This is a genomic window from Rhodoferax sp., assembly GCF_010365055.1.
Lineage (GTDB): Bacteria > Pseudomonadota > Gammaproteobacteria > Burkholderiales > Burkholderiaceae_C > Rhodoferax.
Genome location: NZ_JAAFHA010000009.1, coordinates 53275 through 68827, shown reverse-complemented (window position 1 = coordinate 68827; position 15553 = coordinate 53275). Strand labels below are relative to the sequence as shown.

General features: G+C 63.3%; 12 protein-coding genes and 1 pseudogene. 11 read left to right on the top strand and 2 right to left on the bottom strand.

Annotated features, from left to right (window positions below):
- A pseudogene (locus GZ093_RS04230) lies at positions 1 to 2704 on the bottom strand (methylmalonyl-CoA mutase family protein); the annotation flags it as partial.
- 274 nt (positions 2705 to 2978) lie between these two features.
- Between GZ093_RS04230 and GZ093_RS04225 the strand changes: the two are divergent.
- Both GZ093_RS04225 and GZ093_RS04220 read left to right on the top strand, forming a co-directional pair.
- Positions 2979 to 3380, top strand: a complete 402-nt coding sequence (locus tag GZ093_RS04225) for a rhodanese-like domain-containing protein (RefSeq protein ID WP_296482551.1) — start codon at positions 2979 to 2981, stop codon at positions 3378 to 3380.
- A gap of 13 nt (positions 3381 to 3393) precedes the next feature.
- A complete protein-coding gene (locus tag GZ093_RS04220; RefSeq protein ID WP_296482545.1) occupies positions 3394 to 4161 on the top strand; it encodes a type III pantothenate kinase in 768 nt (255 codons plus the stop codon).
- 65 nt (positions 4162 to 4226) lie between these two features.
- Here the strand turns inward: GZ093_RS04220 and GZ093_RS04215 are convergent, their stop codons facing one another.
- Positions 4227 to 5420: a M20 aminoacylase family protein gene (locus GZ093_RS04215; RefSeq protein ID WP_296482542.1), complete on the bottom strand. Its 1194-nt coding sequence runs from the start codon at positions 5418 to 5420 to the stop codon at positions 4227 to 4229.
- Between the two features lie 232 nt (positions 5421 to 5652).
- On the opposite strand from GZ093_RS04215, the gene GZ093_RS04210 reads away from it, so the two are divergent.
- The 9 genes from GZ093_RS04210 (at position 5653) to GZ093_RS04170 (ending at position 15515) form a co-directional block, all read left to right on the top strand.
- Positions 5653 to 5892, top strand: coding sequence for a hypothetical protein (locus GZ093_RS04210; RefSeq protein ID WP_296482540.1), 240 nt, complete (start codon positions 5653 to 5655; stop codon positions 5890 to 5892).
- Positions 5893 to 6181: 289 nt separating this feature from the next.
- Positions 6182 to 7045, top strand: coding sequence for an endonuclease/exonuclease/phosphatase family protein (locus GZ093_RS04205; RefSeq protein ID WP_296482538.1), 864 nt, complete (start codon positions 6182 to 6184; stop codon positions 7043 to 7045).
- A gap of 90 nt (positions 7046 to 7135) precedes the next feature.
- Positions 7136 to 8386, top strand: coding sequence for a cardiolipin synthase ClsB (gene clsB / locus GZ093_RS04200; RefSeq protein WP_296482535.1), 1251 nt, complete (start codon positions 7136 to 7138; stop codon positions 8384 to 8386).
- The gene (locus GZ093_RS04195; RefSeq protein WP_296482529.1) at positions 8383 to 9390 is read left to right on the top strand and encodes a lysylphosphatidylglycerol synthase domain-containing protein; all 1008 of its coding nucleotides are present in this window, start codon (positions 8383 to 8385) and stop codon (positions 9388 to 9390) included. The genes clsB and GZ093_RS04195 overlap by 4 nt, the downstream gene beginning before the upstream one ends.
- Before the next feature lie 72 nt (positions 9391 to 9462).
- Complete coding sequence (locus tag GZ093_RS04190; protein WP_296482526.1) at positions 9463 to 11559, top strand: molybdopterin oxidoreductase family protein; 2097 nt, start codon at positions 9463 to 9465, stop codon at positions 11557 to 11559.
- Positions 11560 to 11779: 220 nt separating this feature from the next.
- Positions 11780 to 12397 carry a TetR family transcriptional regulator gene (locus GZ093_RS04185; protein WP_296482523.1) on the top strand — a complete coding sequence of 206 codons (618 nt, stop codon included), beginning with the start codon at positions 11780 to 11782 and terminating at the stop codon, positions 12395 to 12397.
- Positions 12398 to 12412: 15 nt separating this feature from the next.
- Complete coding sequence (locus GZ093_RS04180; protein ID WP_296482521.1) at positions 12413 to 13609, top strand: efflux RND transporter periplasmic adaptor subunit; 1197 nt, start codon at positions 12413 to 12415, stop codon at positions 13607 to 13609.
- The gene (locus GZ093_RS04175) at positions 13606 to 14799 is read left to right on the top strand and encodes an ABC transporter permease (RefSeq protein WP_296482519.1); all 1194 of its coding nucleotides are present in this window, start codon (positions 13606 to 13608) and stop codon (positions 14797 to 14799) included. Before GZ093_RS04180 ends, GZ093_RS04175 begins: the two co-directional genes overlap by 4 nt.
- Positions 14796 to 15515, top strand: coding sequence for an ABC transporter ATP-binding protein (locus GZ093_RS04170; protein WP_296482515.1), 720 nt, complete (start codon positions 14796 to 14798; stop codon positions 15513 to 15515). The genes GZ093_RS04175 and GZ093_RS04170 overlap by 4 nt, the downstream gene beginning before the upstream one ends.
- Positions 15516 to 15553: the final 38 nt, after the last annotated feature.

Sequence of the window (15553 nt, the reverse complement as noted above, 5' to 3'; positions counted from 1 at the left end):
CCTGCAAGGTGGTGCGGATGTCATTGAACTGGATTTCCTGCGCGTGCAGGCTGCGTCCGCTGGTCTGGATGTGGTATTTGAGCTTCTGGCTGCGTTCGTTGGCGCCGTATCTTTCCTTCATGGCGACGGCCCAAATGCGCCGTGCCACGCGGCCCATCACGGTGTATTCGGGGTCCATGCCGTTGCTGAAGAAGAAGCTCAGATTGGGTGCAAAGTCGTCGATGTGCATGCCGCGCGCCAGGTAGGCCTCGACAAAGGTGAAGCCATTGGACAAGGTGAATGCCAGTTGGGAGATCGGATTGGCGCCGGCTTCGGCAATGTGGTAGCCGCTGATCGACACGCTGTAGAAATTGCGCACGCGGTTGTGCACAAAATATTCGGCAATGTCGCCCATGACCTTCAGGCTAAATTCGGTGCTGAAGATGCAGGTGTTCTGGCCCTGGTCTTCTTTCAGGATGTCGGCCCGCGCACGTTCTCCTGCACCCATTCCTTGATCTTGGCCGTTTCGGTGTCGGTGGGCTCGCGGCCATTGTCCGCCTTGAATTTGTCGATGTTCTGGTCGATCGCGGTGTTCATGAACATCGCCAGGATGCTGGGCGCCGGGCCGTTGATGGTCATGCTGACACTGGTGGTCGGGCTGCACAGGTCAAAGCCGCTGTAGAGAACCTTGAGGTCGTCGAGCGTGGCGATGGACACACCACTGTTGCCGACCTTGCCGTAAATGTCGGGGCGCGGGTCGGGGTCGTTGCCATAGAGCGTGACCGAGTCAAACGCGGTACTCAGACGCTTGGCTGCCATGCCGGAGCTGAGCAATTTGAAGCGCGTGTTGGTGCGAAACGCGTCGCCTTCGCCGGCAAACATGCGGGTCGGGTCTTCGCCTTCGCGCTTGAAGGCGAAGGTGCCGGCGGTGTAGGGGTAGCTGCCGGGCACGTTGTCGAGCATCAGCCATTTCAGGATTTCGCCATGGTCTTCGTATTGCGGCAGGCACACCTTGCGAATGGTGGTGCCGCTTAAAGATTTTGAGTGCGGTGCGGATTTCCTTGTCGCGCATCTTGACGACGTATTCATCCCCGGCATAGGCGCTTTGCATGGTGGGCCACTGCGCCAGCAGCTTGGCGCTTGCGGCGTCTTGCAGCTCGGCACGCTCGTTGGCCAAGTCAAGCACGGTGCCGTAAGCGCCGGGTTTGCTTGATCCGTCCTTGCATGGGTCATGGGCCAGCAACATTTGCGCTGTGGCCTTGAGTTGTTGCACTTCACGCGCCAGTTGGGCCTGGCTGCGCGCGCGCTTTTTGTAGGCGCGCACCGTTTCGCTGATCTCGGCCAGGTAGCGCGTGCGCGCAGCCGGCAGCACGGGCGTCTGGTTGGTGCTGTGGCGCACCGCCACCGGCGGCAGATGCGACTCGCCCAGCGGCAGGCCGAGCTCGCCCAGACGGGTTCGCAGCGCCTGGTACAGCGCCGTGACGCCATCGTCGTTGAAGCGCGCCGCCATAGTGCCAAACACCGGCATCTGCTCCAACGGCGTACCGAAAGCTTCCTTGTTGCGCTGCACCTGCTTGGCGACATCACGCAGGGCGTCGAGCGCGCCCTTGCGGTCAAACTTGTTGATGGCAACAAACTCGGCGAAGTCGAGCATGTCGATTTTTTCCAGCTGGCTGGCGGCGCCAAACTCGGGCGTCATCACGTACAGCGGCACATCCACATGCGGCACGATCGCCGCGTCGCCCTGGCCGATGCCCGAGGTCTCGACCACGATCAAATCGAAACCCGCCACCTTGCAGGCGGCGATCACATCGGGCAGCGCCGCACTGATTTCCGAGCCGAAGTCACGCGTGGCGAGCGAGCGCATGAACACGCGCGGCCCCTGGCTCCAGGGACTGATCGCATTCATGCGGATGCGGTCACCCAGCAACGCACCGCCGCTCTTGCGCCGTGACGGGTCGATGCTGATCATGGCCACGCGCAAGCTGTCGTTCTGATCCAGCCGCAGACGACGAATCAGCTCGTCGGTGAGCGACGACTTGCCCGCGCCGCCGGTGCCGGTGATGCCCAGAACCGGTATCTTTTTGGTAGCAGCTTGCGCCCGTATTTCCTGGGCTAGCGCCATTAATGGCTTGGAAAGTTTGCCTTTGGCCTGGCCCGCGGCGCTTTCATTCTCCAGCGCCGTGATGAGCTGCGCCAGGGCGCGCCAGCTCATCTCGGAATGGCCTTGAATGACGTCGATGGTCTTGGGCGCCAGGCCCGTGAGGTCCTGGTCGCAGCGCATCACCATCTCGCCAATCATGCCGGCCAGACCCATGCGCTGGCCGTCTTCCGGGCTGTAAATGCGCGTCACGCCATAGGCCTGCAATTCGCGGATTTCCGGCGGCACGATGACGCCGCCGCCACCGCCAAAGACCTGAATGTGCGCGCCGCCACGGCTTTTGAGCAAATCCACCATGTACTTGAAGTACTCGACATGCCCGCCCTGGTAAGAGCTGATGGCAATACCCTGCGCATCTTCCTGCAGGGCGGCGGTCACCACCTCCTCGACGCTGCGGTTGTGCCCGAGGTGAATCACCTCGGCACCCATGCTTTGCAGGATGCGGCGCATGATGTTGATGGCCGCATCGTGGCCGTCAAACAGGCTGGCAGCGGTCACGAAGCGCACCTTGTGGGTCGGGCGGTATTGGGCCAGCGCCTTGAAATCAGCGGACAGGTCGGTCATGTGCTTGTCTCCATGCGGTTGCGGTGAAATTTTTGGATGCAGCGACGATCAGGCCAGCATTCGCTGACTTGACGTTTACGTAAACGTCAATCTTAGCGGTTTTCCGCAACATCGCACTTCAAAAATCCATTAGAGTCCGCATTCTGCTGCGTCCCTGAATTTTTCACCGTTCAACCTCTACAGCGAGCACCCCGTGACAACCCACCCCAGCGGCACAACCGCCTCGAAACCCGCCGAACCACGCGCGCACGCAGGCAGCGCCGCCAAGCCCGAGGTGCACCCGGCCCAGGGCTACGCCGGTGATATCTCTCCGCAACTCGCTTATCAGTGGTGGCAGTCCGGTGAGGCGGTGCTGGTCGATGTGCGCAGCGACGCCGAACAGGCCTGGGTTGGTTTTGTGCCGGGGGCCGTGGCGCTGGTCTGGAAGCAGTGGCCGGGCATGACCCTGAACCCCGACTTTGACTCGCAATTGCTGGCCGCCGTGCCGGCAGGCAAAAAAGTCGTCATGTTGTGCCGCAGCGGCGTGCGATCAAAGGCCACGGCACAACGCGCCACCGAACTCGGGCTGCAGGCCTACAACATCCTGGAAGGCTTCGAAGGCGACCCGGATGCACAAGGCCAGCGCGGTCACAGCGGGGGTTGGCGCTTTCACGGTCTGCCCTGGCGCCAGGGTTGACGATAATCGCGCCATGACCTTCCTGGCTATTGACGTTGGCAACACCCGCCTGAAGTGGGCGCTGTACACCCACCCCCACCGCGACGCGCCGCTGCTGGCGCAAGGCGCGGAGTTTCTGGACAACATTGACAGACTGGCCGATGGCGCCTGGGCCACGCTGGCGCCACCGACGCACATGCTGGGTTGCATCGTCGCCGGGGATGTGGTGCGCCGTCGCGTCGAGGCCCAAATGGAGCTCTGGGACGTCGCGCCGCAGTGGGTCGTGGCCAGTGCTTCTGAAGACGGCTTGCGCAACGGCTACGACCATCCGACCCGCCTGGGCGCCGACCGCTGGGTGGCGATGATCGGGGCCTGGCACCACGCGCTCCGCAACGGTCCGGCACGCCCGATGGTGGTGGTCATGGTTGGCACCGCCGTCACGGTGGATGCGATTGACGCCAGCGGCAAATTCTTGGGTGGTTTGATTTTGCCCGGCCACGGCATCATGCTGCGCGCACTCGAATCGGGCACCGCCGGGCTGCATGTACCCACCGGCGAGGTGCGCGAGTTCCCCACCAACACCAGCGACGCCCTCACCAGCGGCGGCACCTTTGCCATTGCCGGCGCCGTCAGCTGCATGGTGCAGCACCTGCGGGACCACTGCGGCACCGAACCCAAGTGCATCATGGCAGGCGGCGCCGGCTGGAAGATGGCGCCCAGCATGTCAGTGCAGTTTGAGCTGGTGGACAACCTGATATTTGATGGCCTGCTGGAACTGGCTTCAACCCGGTTTATTGATTAAATCAGGCTATAGCCCCCGTGTAATAAGCTTATACAGCTAGTAATTACATAGCAAACAAAGTACCCTCAGGCATCGGTGTTAAGCCACGCCTGCACCAGCCGCACCCAGTAGGTGGCGCCCAGCGGGATCAGTTCGTCGTTGAAGTCGTAGCTGGCGTTGTGCAGCATGCAGGGGCCGCCGCCGTGACCCATGTCGCGGTGCGTGCCATCGCCATTGGCGATGAAGGCGTAGCAACCCGGTTTGGCTTGCAGCATGAAAGAAAAATCTTCCGCGCCCATGGTCGGCTCCTGCGCCGTCACCTTGTCTGCACCAACGATGCTGGCCATGACCCGGCGCGCAAACTCAGCCTCCGCGGCGCTGTTGACGGTGGGCGGGTAGTTGCGCTTGAATTCAAAATCGCAAGTCATGGCAAAGGCGGCACAGATATGGTCGGTGACTTGCTTCATACGCTGCTCGATCAGGTCCAGCACGTCGAGCGAGAACGTTCGCACCGTGCCCTGCAGCGCGCAGGTGTTGGCTATGACGTTGGTGGCCTCCCCGGCGTGGATCATGGTGACGGAAATCACCCCGGCGTCAATCGGCTTGAGGTTGCGGCTGATGATGGTCTGAAATGCCTGCACCAGTTGGCAGGCCACGGGCACCGGGTCGAGCGCGTTGTGCGGCATGGCGCCGTGCCCACCCTTGCCATGAAGGGTTATCTTGAACTCGTTGCTGGACGCCATCACCGCACCCGCGCTCACCGAAAACTGGCCCACATCGCCGCCGGGCCAGTTGTGCATGCCAAACACCGCGTCCATCGGGAACTGCTCAAACAAGCCGTCCTTGATCATCTCGCGCGCGCCACCGCCGCCTTCTTCGGCCGGTTGAAAAATCAGATAAACCGTGCCGTCAAAATGGCGATGGGCGGCGAGGTACTGGGCCGCTGCCAGCAGCATGGCGGTATGCCCGTCATGGCCGCAGGCGTGCATCTTGCCGGGCTGCGTACTGGCGTGGGCAAAGGTATTGAGTTCCTGCACCGGCAGCGCGTCCATGTCGGCACGCAGGCCGATAGCGCGGCTTGACGTACCGCTTTTGACGATGCCGACTACGCCGGTGGTGCCCAGGCCACGGTGAATCGGAATGCCCCACTCGGTGAGTTTTTGCGCCACCAAGTCGGCCGTGCGCACCTCCTTGAAACACAGCTCGGGGTGGGCGTGGATGTCGCGCCGGATATCGGCCACACGCGCGGCATCGGTACGGATGGAATCGATAATTTTCATGGTCACTCCTGCCGTGCCAGTTTATCGCCACGTCACCCTGCGCGCCGGCGCGGCTCGGATAGGCCGCATGGGGCACGCGGTATTGCGCTCATGCCGGCAAAACGACCGAATTTCGCAGCCTCCTGCAGTTCGTCGCATGGCGCGTGCAAATGGACTCTGCGTTTTCTAAAGTTCGGTCCATGGCAGCAAATTTCATGTCGAAGGCTGCCACTGATTGAAACTGGAGAACACCATGAAAGCCCTTGCCCTGACCTTCCCCCACCTGCTCGCCCTGCTGTTCAGCGGCGTCGTCAACCTGGCCCTGGTGAGCGCCATCAGCGCAAGCTCTGCACCGCGAAGCCCGCTTGAGCTGCGTGTGCTGCAATTGCCCGCCGTCACGGTTGTCGGCAAGCGCTTGCCGCGCGGCGCGCGGTCGACCAAGGTGGCGCAAGCGCCCAAAACTGTGCCAGGCCCCACCAGCGCCAAGATGTAGACCCATGAACTGATCCCGGCCCCGGTGCCTGATCGCTAGGCCCGATCGCTGCATCGGCCGCCGTCAGCCCCGGCGCCTTTGCCGCCACGCGGCACGACGAGACCGGTCGTCAGCGGGTCCCACTTAAAATTCATCCAGAAGTGTGGAAGGTGCGCCGCAGCGTTGCCCTTGCGTTTCGGCCGGCCTCATCGCGCGGAAATCGACCAAAATACCCGAATTGGCTTGCTGTCCTACAGTCAGGGGGACCCTGATGGCGCAACATGGAATTTTTGATTTTACTTTTCGCCTTATGCCTACGTCCGAATCCCTCATAACTGTCGATGAAGCGGCAGTCCTTGCTGTGCCCGTCCTCGACGAAGTCGAGGCGCTGGCCGCGACCCAGGAGGCCATTGCCGCAGCGGCGCTGAGTTTTTCCATCAAGGTGCTAACGGTCAACATCCACAAGGGGTTCACCTTCTTCAACCGCAAGTTCATCTTGCATGAGTTGCGCGAGGCGGTTCGTGCGGTGGGTGCGGATGTCGTGTTCTTGCAGGAGGTTACTGGGTCGCACGCCCGGCATGAGCGCCGGATTGCCGACTACCCGACCAATCCCCACTACGAATTCCTGGCCGACAGCATCTGGCCGCAGTTTGCCTACGGTCGCAATGCCGTCTACCCTGGCGGACACCATGGCAATGCCGTGATGTCAAAGTTCCCCATTGTCAGCTTCAAGAACCACGACATATCCATCAGCGGCCCCGAACGGCGCGGACTGCTGCACTGCGTCCTGCAGGTGCCTGGCCTGGAGACGCAGGTTCACGTCATCTGCGTGCACCTCGGCCTGGCCGAGTCGCACCGCCTGCGGCAGTTGCACATGCTGTGCGACGTGGTGCACCAGCACATGCCGCCGAGCGCGCCGGTGATTGTGGCGGGCGACTTCAACGACTGGCGCCGCCGCGCCCACGCGGTGCTGGCGCAGGGCGCTGATCTGCACGAGGTCTTTGTGCAGGCGTACGGCCAAGCGGCCCGCACTTTTCCAGCGCGCTTGCCGGCCCTGGCGCTGGACCGCATCTATGTGCGCAACGCCATCGGCCACGCACCGCTGGTCCTGCCGATCAGGCCCTGGTCCCATCTGTCAGACCACGCGCCGCTGGCGGCCACGATCGAGCTATAGATTGATGACCCCCACGCTTGTCACTGCGTTTACTGCGCTGCCCCCCAAGGGGGCTGGACTTGCTTGGGGCGGCCCTGCGCGGCGTCCGAAATGAAACACGTCTGGTTTAGCGGCAACCGGGTGACATTGCTGATCAATGGCGATGCGTTTTTTCCGCGGGTGTTTGAGTGCATTGCCGCGGCCGAGCATGAGGTCCTGCTGGAAACCTTCATCTGGTTTGAAGACAAGGTCGGCCTGGCGCTGCACGCGGCGCTGCTGGCGGCGGCGCGCCGTGGCGTGCAGATCGACGTCACGATTGACGGTTATGGCTCGCCCGACTTGTCGCCGGCTTTCATCTCGGCACTGACACAGGCCGGCGTGCGGGTCCACGTCTTTGACCCCAGCCCGCGGCTGTGGGGTTATCGCACCAACGTGTTCCGGCGCATGCACCGCAAAATCGTCGTGGTGGACGGCACCCGCGCCTTTGTTGGCGGCATCAACTACTCGGCTGACCACTTGGTTGACTTCGGTCCGACCGCCAAACAGGACTACACCGTGGAGATTGAGGGGCCACTGGTGCCCCAGATCCAGCGCTATGTTCGGGGCCAGTTGCTGCTTGGCCAGCGCGAGCCTTCCACGCTTCGTCAGCGCCTGTTTGGGCGTGCACCGGTCGTCCCGGCGAGCCCTGCCCCGCCAGCAGCAGGCACCGCCGAGGCACTGTTGGCCACGCGTGACAACCGCGAACACAGGAGCGACATCGAACGCCATTACCGCATTGCCATCCGCGGGGCGCGCCAGCGGGTCTGGATCGCCAACGCCTATTTTTTTCCCGGCTACCGCCTGCTGCGGCAACTGCGCAAGGCGGCGCAACGCGGTGTGGATGTTCGCCTGATCCTGCAAGGCGAGCCCGACATGCCGATTGTCAAAATCGCCGCCCGCCTGCTGTATCACCACCTGCTGAGCGCTGGCGTGAAAATTCACGAATACCGTGAGCGCCCGCTCCACGGCAAGGTCGCGCTGACCGACGATGTGTGGTCGACCGTCGGCTCCAGCAATCTGGATCCGCTGAGCCTGGCGCTGAATCTGGAGGCCAACGTCATCATGAAGGACCGCGCCTTCAATCTGCTTCTGGGCGAGCATCTGGCGCAATTGATGCAAAGCAGCTGCAAGGAGATTCTGATTGGCGATGTGTCCGAGACCGGTCTGTGGGTGCGGCTGCGCAGCTTCCTGGTGTTCCATCTGTTGCGGCACTACCCGGCCTGGTTTGGCTGGCTACCGGTCCATACGCCCCGCCTGACACTGGCCCACACGCTACCCAAGCAGGCGGGCAGCGACCACGTCAATGAGGGCCAGGCTTCATGACGCCTGCGTCGGCGCGGCCCCCATCAGGCAGCACCACCAAATCTTGGTGGCCCTGGCTCAAGCGCGCCGCCACAGCGGCTTTCTTCATGCTGGTGGCCTGGCTGCTGGTGACGCAGGCACGCGCGATCGAGTGGGGTGCGGTATTGGCCGCGCTGGCCAACTATCCCGTGCGCGCCGTGCTTGGCGCTGCCGCGCTGGCCCTGCTCAGCCTGCTGCTCTACAGCTCATTTGACCTGCTGGGGCGCCATTACACCGGCCACACGCTGCGTGCGCGCACCGTGATGCGAGTCACCTTCATCAGCTACGTGTTCAACCTCAACCTGGGCTCACTGGTGGGCGGCGTCGCCTTGCGCTACCGGCTTTACGCACGCCTGGGGCTGGGCGCCGGCGTGATCACGCGGGTCATGACCTTGAGCATGCTAGCCAACTGGATGGGCTACCTGCTCCTGGCGGGCGTCATTTTTGGCTTTCACGCCCCGGCACTGCCTCCGGGCTGGAAAATTGGCAGTGGCGGCCTGCAAATTCTGGGGTTTGTACTGCTGGTGCTGGCGCTGCTCTACTTGTTGCTGTGCGCCGGGTTGCGCCAGCGCAGCTTCATTCTCTGGGGCCACGAAATCATCCTGCCCTCGCTGCGGTTGGCAACGCTGCAATTGGGCATGGGGGTGACAAACTGGCTGCTGATGGGCGGCATCGTCTTCGTGCTGCTGCAACAAAAGATCGCGTTCCCTACCGTGGTCAGCGTGCTGCTGGTCGCCGCCGTGGCCGGCGTGATCACCCACGTCCCGGCCGGGCTCGGCGTGCTGGAGGCGGTCTTCATCGCGCTGCTGTCGCACCAGTTGCCGACATACGAATTGCTCGCTGCCTTGCTGGCCTACCGCGCCATTTACTACCTGGCCCCACTGACGCTGGCGGCCGTGCTGTACCTGGTGGCGGAAACACGGGCCAAAAAATCGGCGCCCGCACACCGGCAGGGCAGCGCTGCCGGGGACAAGGGATCGGGATAAGGCGCCAGCCAGGCGGCTGTCGCTGACGGCTTGGTATTGCGCCAAAATAGGGCCATGCCGCATTCCAGTTCCATGAATTCAAACTCATCCCTACCCTCGGACGCCACCCCGACCCAGGTGCTGGGGGCCTGCCCGCACGACTGTCCCGACACCTGCTCGATGCTGACCACCGTCGCGGGCGGCATCGCCATCAAGGTGCAGGGCAACCCGGCCCATCCGCACACCGATGGCGCCTTGTGCACCAAGGTGTCGCGCTACACCGAGCGCACCTACCACCCGGAGCGCCTGCTGCATCCGCTCAAACGCGTCGGCCCCAAGGGCGCGGGTCAGTTTGAGCGCGTGAGCTGGGGCGCAGCGCTGCAAGACATCGCCGCCCGACTGCAAGCCATTGCCAGCCGCAGCGAAGATGCGGCGCAAGCCATCCTGCCCTACAGCTACGCCGGCACCATGGGGCTGGTGCAGGGCGAGAGCATGTCAGCGCGCTTCTTGCATAAGCTGGGGGCCTCCCGGCTGGACCGCACCATCTGTTCTTCTGCGGGCGGCGAGGGCTTGACCCAGACACTGGGCGGCAAGGTGGGCATGCGGGTGGAATTCTTTGCCGAGTCCAGGCTGATCCTGATCTGGGGCAGCAACTCGATTGCCAGCAACCTGCACTTCTGGCGCTATGCGCAAATTGCCAAACGCAACGGTGCCAAGCTGGTCTGCATCGATCCGCGCAAGTCGGAGACCGCCGACAAGTGCCACGAACACATCGCCCTGCTGCCCGGCACCGACGGCGCACTGGCGCTGGCGCTGATGCATGAGCTGATCACCAACGACTGGCTCGATCACGACTACCTGGCGCAGTACACGCTGGGCTGGGAACTGCTGCGTGAGCGCGCGCTGCAATGGGCACCTGAGCGGGCCGCGCTGGTGTGCGGCATCGCCCCTGAACAAGTTCGCGCTCTGGCCCGCGACTACGGCGCCTGCGTGGCAGGCGGCGCACCGGCGGCGATCCGAATGAACTATGGCATGCAACGCGTCCATGGTGGCGGCAATGCGGTGCGCTTGATCGCCTGCCTGCCCGCCCTCATTGGTGCCTGGCGCCACCGCGCTGGCGGCGTGCTGCTGTCAAGCTCGGGTGCATTCCCGGTGCAAAAGGCGGCGCTGCAACGGCCCGATTTGCTGGCCGGCAAAACGCCGCGCACCCTCAACATGAGCACCCTTGGTGATGAGCTCTTACGCCCGGCCAGTGCGGTTTTCGGCCCGGCCATTGAGGCGCTGATTGTTTACAACAGCAACCCGGCGGCCATCGCGCCCGAGTCGGGCAAGGTGGTGCAAGGCTTGAGCCGCGACGACCTGTTCACCGTGGTGCTGGAGCACTTTCAGACCGACACCGCCGACTACGCCGACTACCTCCTGCCCGCCACCACACAACTGGAGCATTGGGATGTGCATTCGAGCTACGGCCACACCGATGCGCTGCTCAATCGCCCGGCGATTGCACCGCTGGGCGAGGCCAAACCGAACACGCAGATATTTCGCGAGCTGGCCGGGCACATGGGCTTTACCGACCCCTGCTTTGCAGATGACGACGCGGCGCTGTGCCGCATGGCCTATGGCGACGCCGTTGATTTTGACGAGTTGCTGGCAAAGGGCTTTGCGACCTTGAGAACACCCGAGGCGCCCTTTGCCCACGGCAATTTCCCGACGCCGTCGGGCCAATGCGAGTTCTTCAGCGCACGCCTGGCCGCGCTGGGCCTGGACGGCCTGCCATCCCATGTACCCAACTACGAAGCGTTCAACACCTCAACGCAGTACCCGTTGGCCATGATCTCGCCGCCGGCGCGCAATTTCCTCAATTCCACGTTCGTCAATGTGCCGAGCTTGCAGGAGATGGAGTGCGAGCCCGTGATGGAAATGCACGCGGCTGATGCCGCCGCGCGTGCCATCCAGAGCGGCGACATCGTGCGTGTCTTCAATGCCCGTGGCGAGTACCGCTGCAAGGCCAAAGTCTCCAGCCGTGCGCGCCCCGGCGTGGTCAATGGCCTGGGCGTGTGGTGGCGCAAACTGGGGCTGAGCGGTACCAATGTGAACCAGCTCACCAGCCAGAACCTGACCGACCTGGGTGGCGGACCGACGTTTTACGATTGTCTGGTGCAGGTGGTTGCCGATGGAAAGCGGTGTTGAACATCGCCCGACCGGTCGTTGCCACTGACCGTCAAACAAAGTTTTTTTCAGGCCTTTGAAACACTCCTGTTTAGATAGCTTCTTACGATTTATCCATGCGGGCTACAGGCCATTTTTACATATATTTCCAGCATTACCGGCAGCCAACTTTACCCAAGCTTGACGCCACCCTTTGCAGCCTTGTTTTAAAATAAGTAATAGACCAATTACTTTAATCGCCATGCAAGTCACCGAGAAACCTACCAAGCAGCGCACCGAGGTGCGTCAGGCTAGCTTGATCGAAGCCGCGCTCCACCTGGCCGCGCAGCGCAGCCCGGCTGACATCACGACGGGCGACCTGGCGCAGGCGGTGGGGATTTCCCAAGGCGCCGTTTTTCGACACTTTTCCAGCAAGGAAGCGATCTGGTTGGCCGTACTGGACTGGGTGACTGACGCGCTGATGGCACGCCTGCAGGCGGCCGCCACCCGTGAGCCCGAACTGGCCGCCTTGCAGGCGGTCTTCATGGCCCATGTGGATTTCATTGTTGAACAGCCCGGCGTGCCCCGCGTAGTTTTTCAGGAGCTGCAAAGCCCGGGCGACACCGCCCCGAAGGCACGCGTTCGGGCACTAATGCAACGCTACCGGCAATTGCTGATGCAACTCTTGCGGCGAGCCCAGGCAAAGCAAGCGATTGCGCCAGAAATCGATTTGCAGGCGGCCGCCGCGCTGTTCATGGGCTCGGTGCAGGGGCTGGTGATGCAAGCGCTGCTGTCGGGCGATGTACCCGCCATGGCCCAGCAGGCGCGCGGCGTGTTTGCCATCTTCCAGGGCGGTCTGGTCGCCAAAGCAGCCCATTGATTGAGAAAGATCCCCATGAAACCCAATCCCCTGTTGTTACGCCGCCTCGCCCTGGGCGCAGTTGCCTTGGCTCTGATCGGCGCGATCGCCTACGTGTCGCTGCGCACCGGGCCGCTCGCGCCCATCAAGATCACGGTCACGCAGGCCCATGCGGGCACATTAAGCCCCGCCATTTTCGGCATTGGCACGGTCGAGGCACGGCGCAGCTGGATGGTTGGCCCCACAGTGGCGGGCCGGGTATTGAATGTCAAAGTAGACGTGGGTGATGTGGTCAAGGCCGGGCAACTGCTGGCCGAGATGGACCCGGTTGACCTGGAACAGCGGCTGAACGCGCTCGATGCCTCGCTGGCACGCGCCGGCAGTGCCCAGGCGGCGGCCCAGGCACAACTGAAAGACGCCACCGCCCGGCGGGCACTGGCAGCGGCCAACACCCAGCGCAACCAGGACCTGGCGCGGCAAAACTTCATCAGCTCCGGCGCACTCGATGCCCGCTTGCAAGAGCAAGCCTCAGCCGATGCCGCCATGCAGGCCGCGCAGGCCAATGTGGCCGGTGCCGGTCAAGACGTCGCGCGGCTGAGAGCCGAGCGCGCCGGTCTGGCGCAACAACGCAGCAATGTGCGACTGCTGGCGCCGGCGGACGCCGTGGTGACCACCCGTGAGGCCGAAGCGGGAAGCACGGTGGTGGCCGGACAGCCGGTGCTGCGCCTGATGGACCCGGGCAGCCTGTGGGTGAAATTGCGGGTGGACCAGGGCCGCTCTGCCGGTCTGGCGCCCGGACTCAAAGGCGGCATTGTGCTGCGCTCACAGCCGCAAACCAGTTTGCCCGGCCAGGTGGCACGCCTTGAACTGCTGGCTGACAGCGTGACCGAAGAGCGCATCGCGCAAGTGGCTTTTGCCGAACCGCCCCAAGGTGTCTCGGTGGGCGAGATGGCCGAAGTCACCCTGCAACTGCCCGCCACGGCTCCCGCCCTGCTGCTGCCCAACGCCAGCCTCCAACGCCAGAACGGGCAAGACGGGGTCTGGCGGCTCAAGGGCGACACACCGGAATTTGCCCCGGTCGAACTGGGTGCGCGCAGCCTGGACGGCCGGGTGCAGGTGCTCAAAGGGCTGAGCCAGGATGACCGCGTGGTGGTCTACAGCGAAAAAGTCCTCAAAGCGGGTGCCCGCGTCAAGGTGGTGGAGACCTTGACCCAACCCGATGGCAAGCCATGATCAGCCTGGCAGGTCGCGACATTCTGCACGGCTGGGGCAAATTTGCCCTGACGGGCTTGGGGCTGGGGCTGCTGATTGGCGTGACGCTGACGATGGCCGGCGTCTACCGCGGCATGGTGAACGATGCCCAGGCGCTGCTGACCAACAGCGGTGCCGATCTGTGGGTGGTGCAAAAAGACACCCAGGGCCCCTATGCCGAGGCGTCCAGCCTGAAAGACGACGTGGTGCGCAGCGTGCGCGGCATGCCCGGCGTGGGCCAGGCGGCCAACGTCACCTACCTGACGCAGCAGGTGCAAACAGCCGGTGGCGATGAAGTGCGCGTGATGGTGGTCGGCATCGAGCCGGGCCAGCCCGGCGAGCCGAGCTACCTGGTGGCAGGCCGCCAACTCACCCGCGATCACTACGAGGCAGTGGTCGACATCAAGACCGGCTTCAAATTGGGTGAAGCCTTGCAGGTGCGCCGCCACAGCTACACCGTGGTGGGCCTGACGCAGCGCATGGTGTCGTCTGGCGGTGACCCGATGGTGTTCATCCCCCTGAAAGACGCACAGGAAGCGCAGTTCTTGAAGGACAACGACACCATCGTCAATGACCGCACGCGCACGGCTGCCAACCCCGCTTTCAACCGCCCCGGCGTGCCCGGCTTGCTCGAAGCGGTGCAGGGCCTGCAGGCCAGCAGCCACAACGTCAATGCCGTGCTGGTGCAACTGCAACCCGGCTGGCAGGCCGATGAAGTCGCCGTTGCTTTGAAACGCTGGAAACACGTGCAGGTGTTCACCCGCGCGGGCATGGAAGAGATTCTGGTGGCCAAGCTGATTGCCACTTCAGCCAAACAAATTGGCATGTTTCTGGCGATTCTGGCGGTGGTGAGTGCAGCCATCGTGGCCTTCATCATCTACACCATGACGCTGGGCAAAATCCGAGAAATTGCGGTCTTGAAACTCATCGGCACGCGCAACCTCACCATTGCCAGCATGATCTTGCAGCAAGCCCTGGGCCTGGGTGTCATCGGGTTCATTGTGGGCAAAGTGGCCGCCACCATCTGGGCCCCGGTGTTCCCGAAATTTGTGCTGTTGATGCCACAGGATGCCGTCATTGGTCTGGTCGCCACCCTGCTGATTTGCGCCCTGGCCAGCACGCTGGCGATTCGCGTGGCGCTCAAGGTCGACCCAGCCGAGGCAATCGGATGAACACCAACTTCACGTCAGGGGGCATCCACATTGAAGGACTGCGCAAAGTCTATGGCAAGGGCGACAGCGCCGTAGAAGCCCTCAAAAACGTCAACCTGGTGGTAGCACCCGGCGAAGTGGTGGGCCTGGTCGGGCCGTCCGGCTCCGGCAAAAGCACACTGCTGAAATGCCTGGGCGCCATCATTGAGCCGACCTCCGGGCGCATGACATTGGGCAGCGATGTGATTTATGACAACGGCTGGAAGGTGCCCGACCTGCGCGCGCTGCGGCGTGACCGCATCGGCTTTATCTTTCAGGCCCCGTACCTGATCCCGTTTCTGGATGTGACCGACAACGTGGCGCTGCTGCCCATGCTGGCCGGCGTGGCCAACGCACTGTCACGCGCCAGAGCGCTGGAACTGCTGACGGCTCTGGATGTGCAGCACCGCGCCAAAGCCGAGCCCTCACAACTTTCCGGTGGCGAGCAGCAGCGCGTGTCGATTGCCCGGGCCCTGGCGAATCGGCCGCCCGTGATTCTGGCGGATGAACCCACCGCACCGCTGGACAGCGAGCGCGCGCTGGCCGTCATGCGCATCCTGAACCAGATGGCCGTGCAGGCCCACACCGCCATCATTGTCGTCACGCATGATGAGAAGATCATCCCGACCTTCAAACGGATTTACCATATCCGCGACGGGCAGACAGTAGAAGAAGCGGGCGAAGGCCGGGCGCTTTAGGCCAAAACCATCAGGCCACGGCAAAAAGAGCCGGCCAC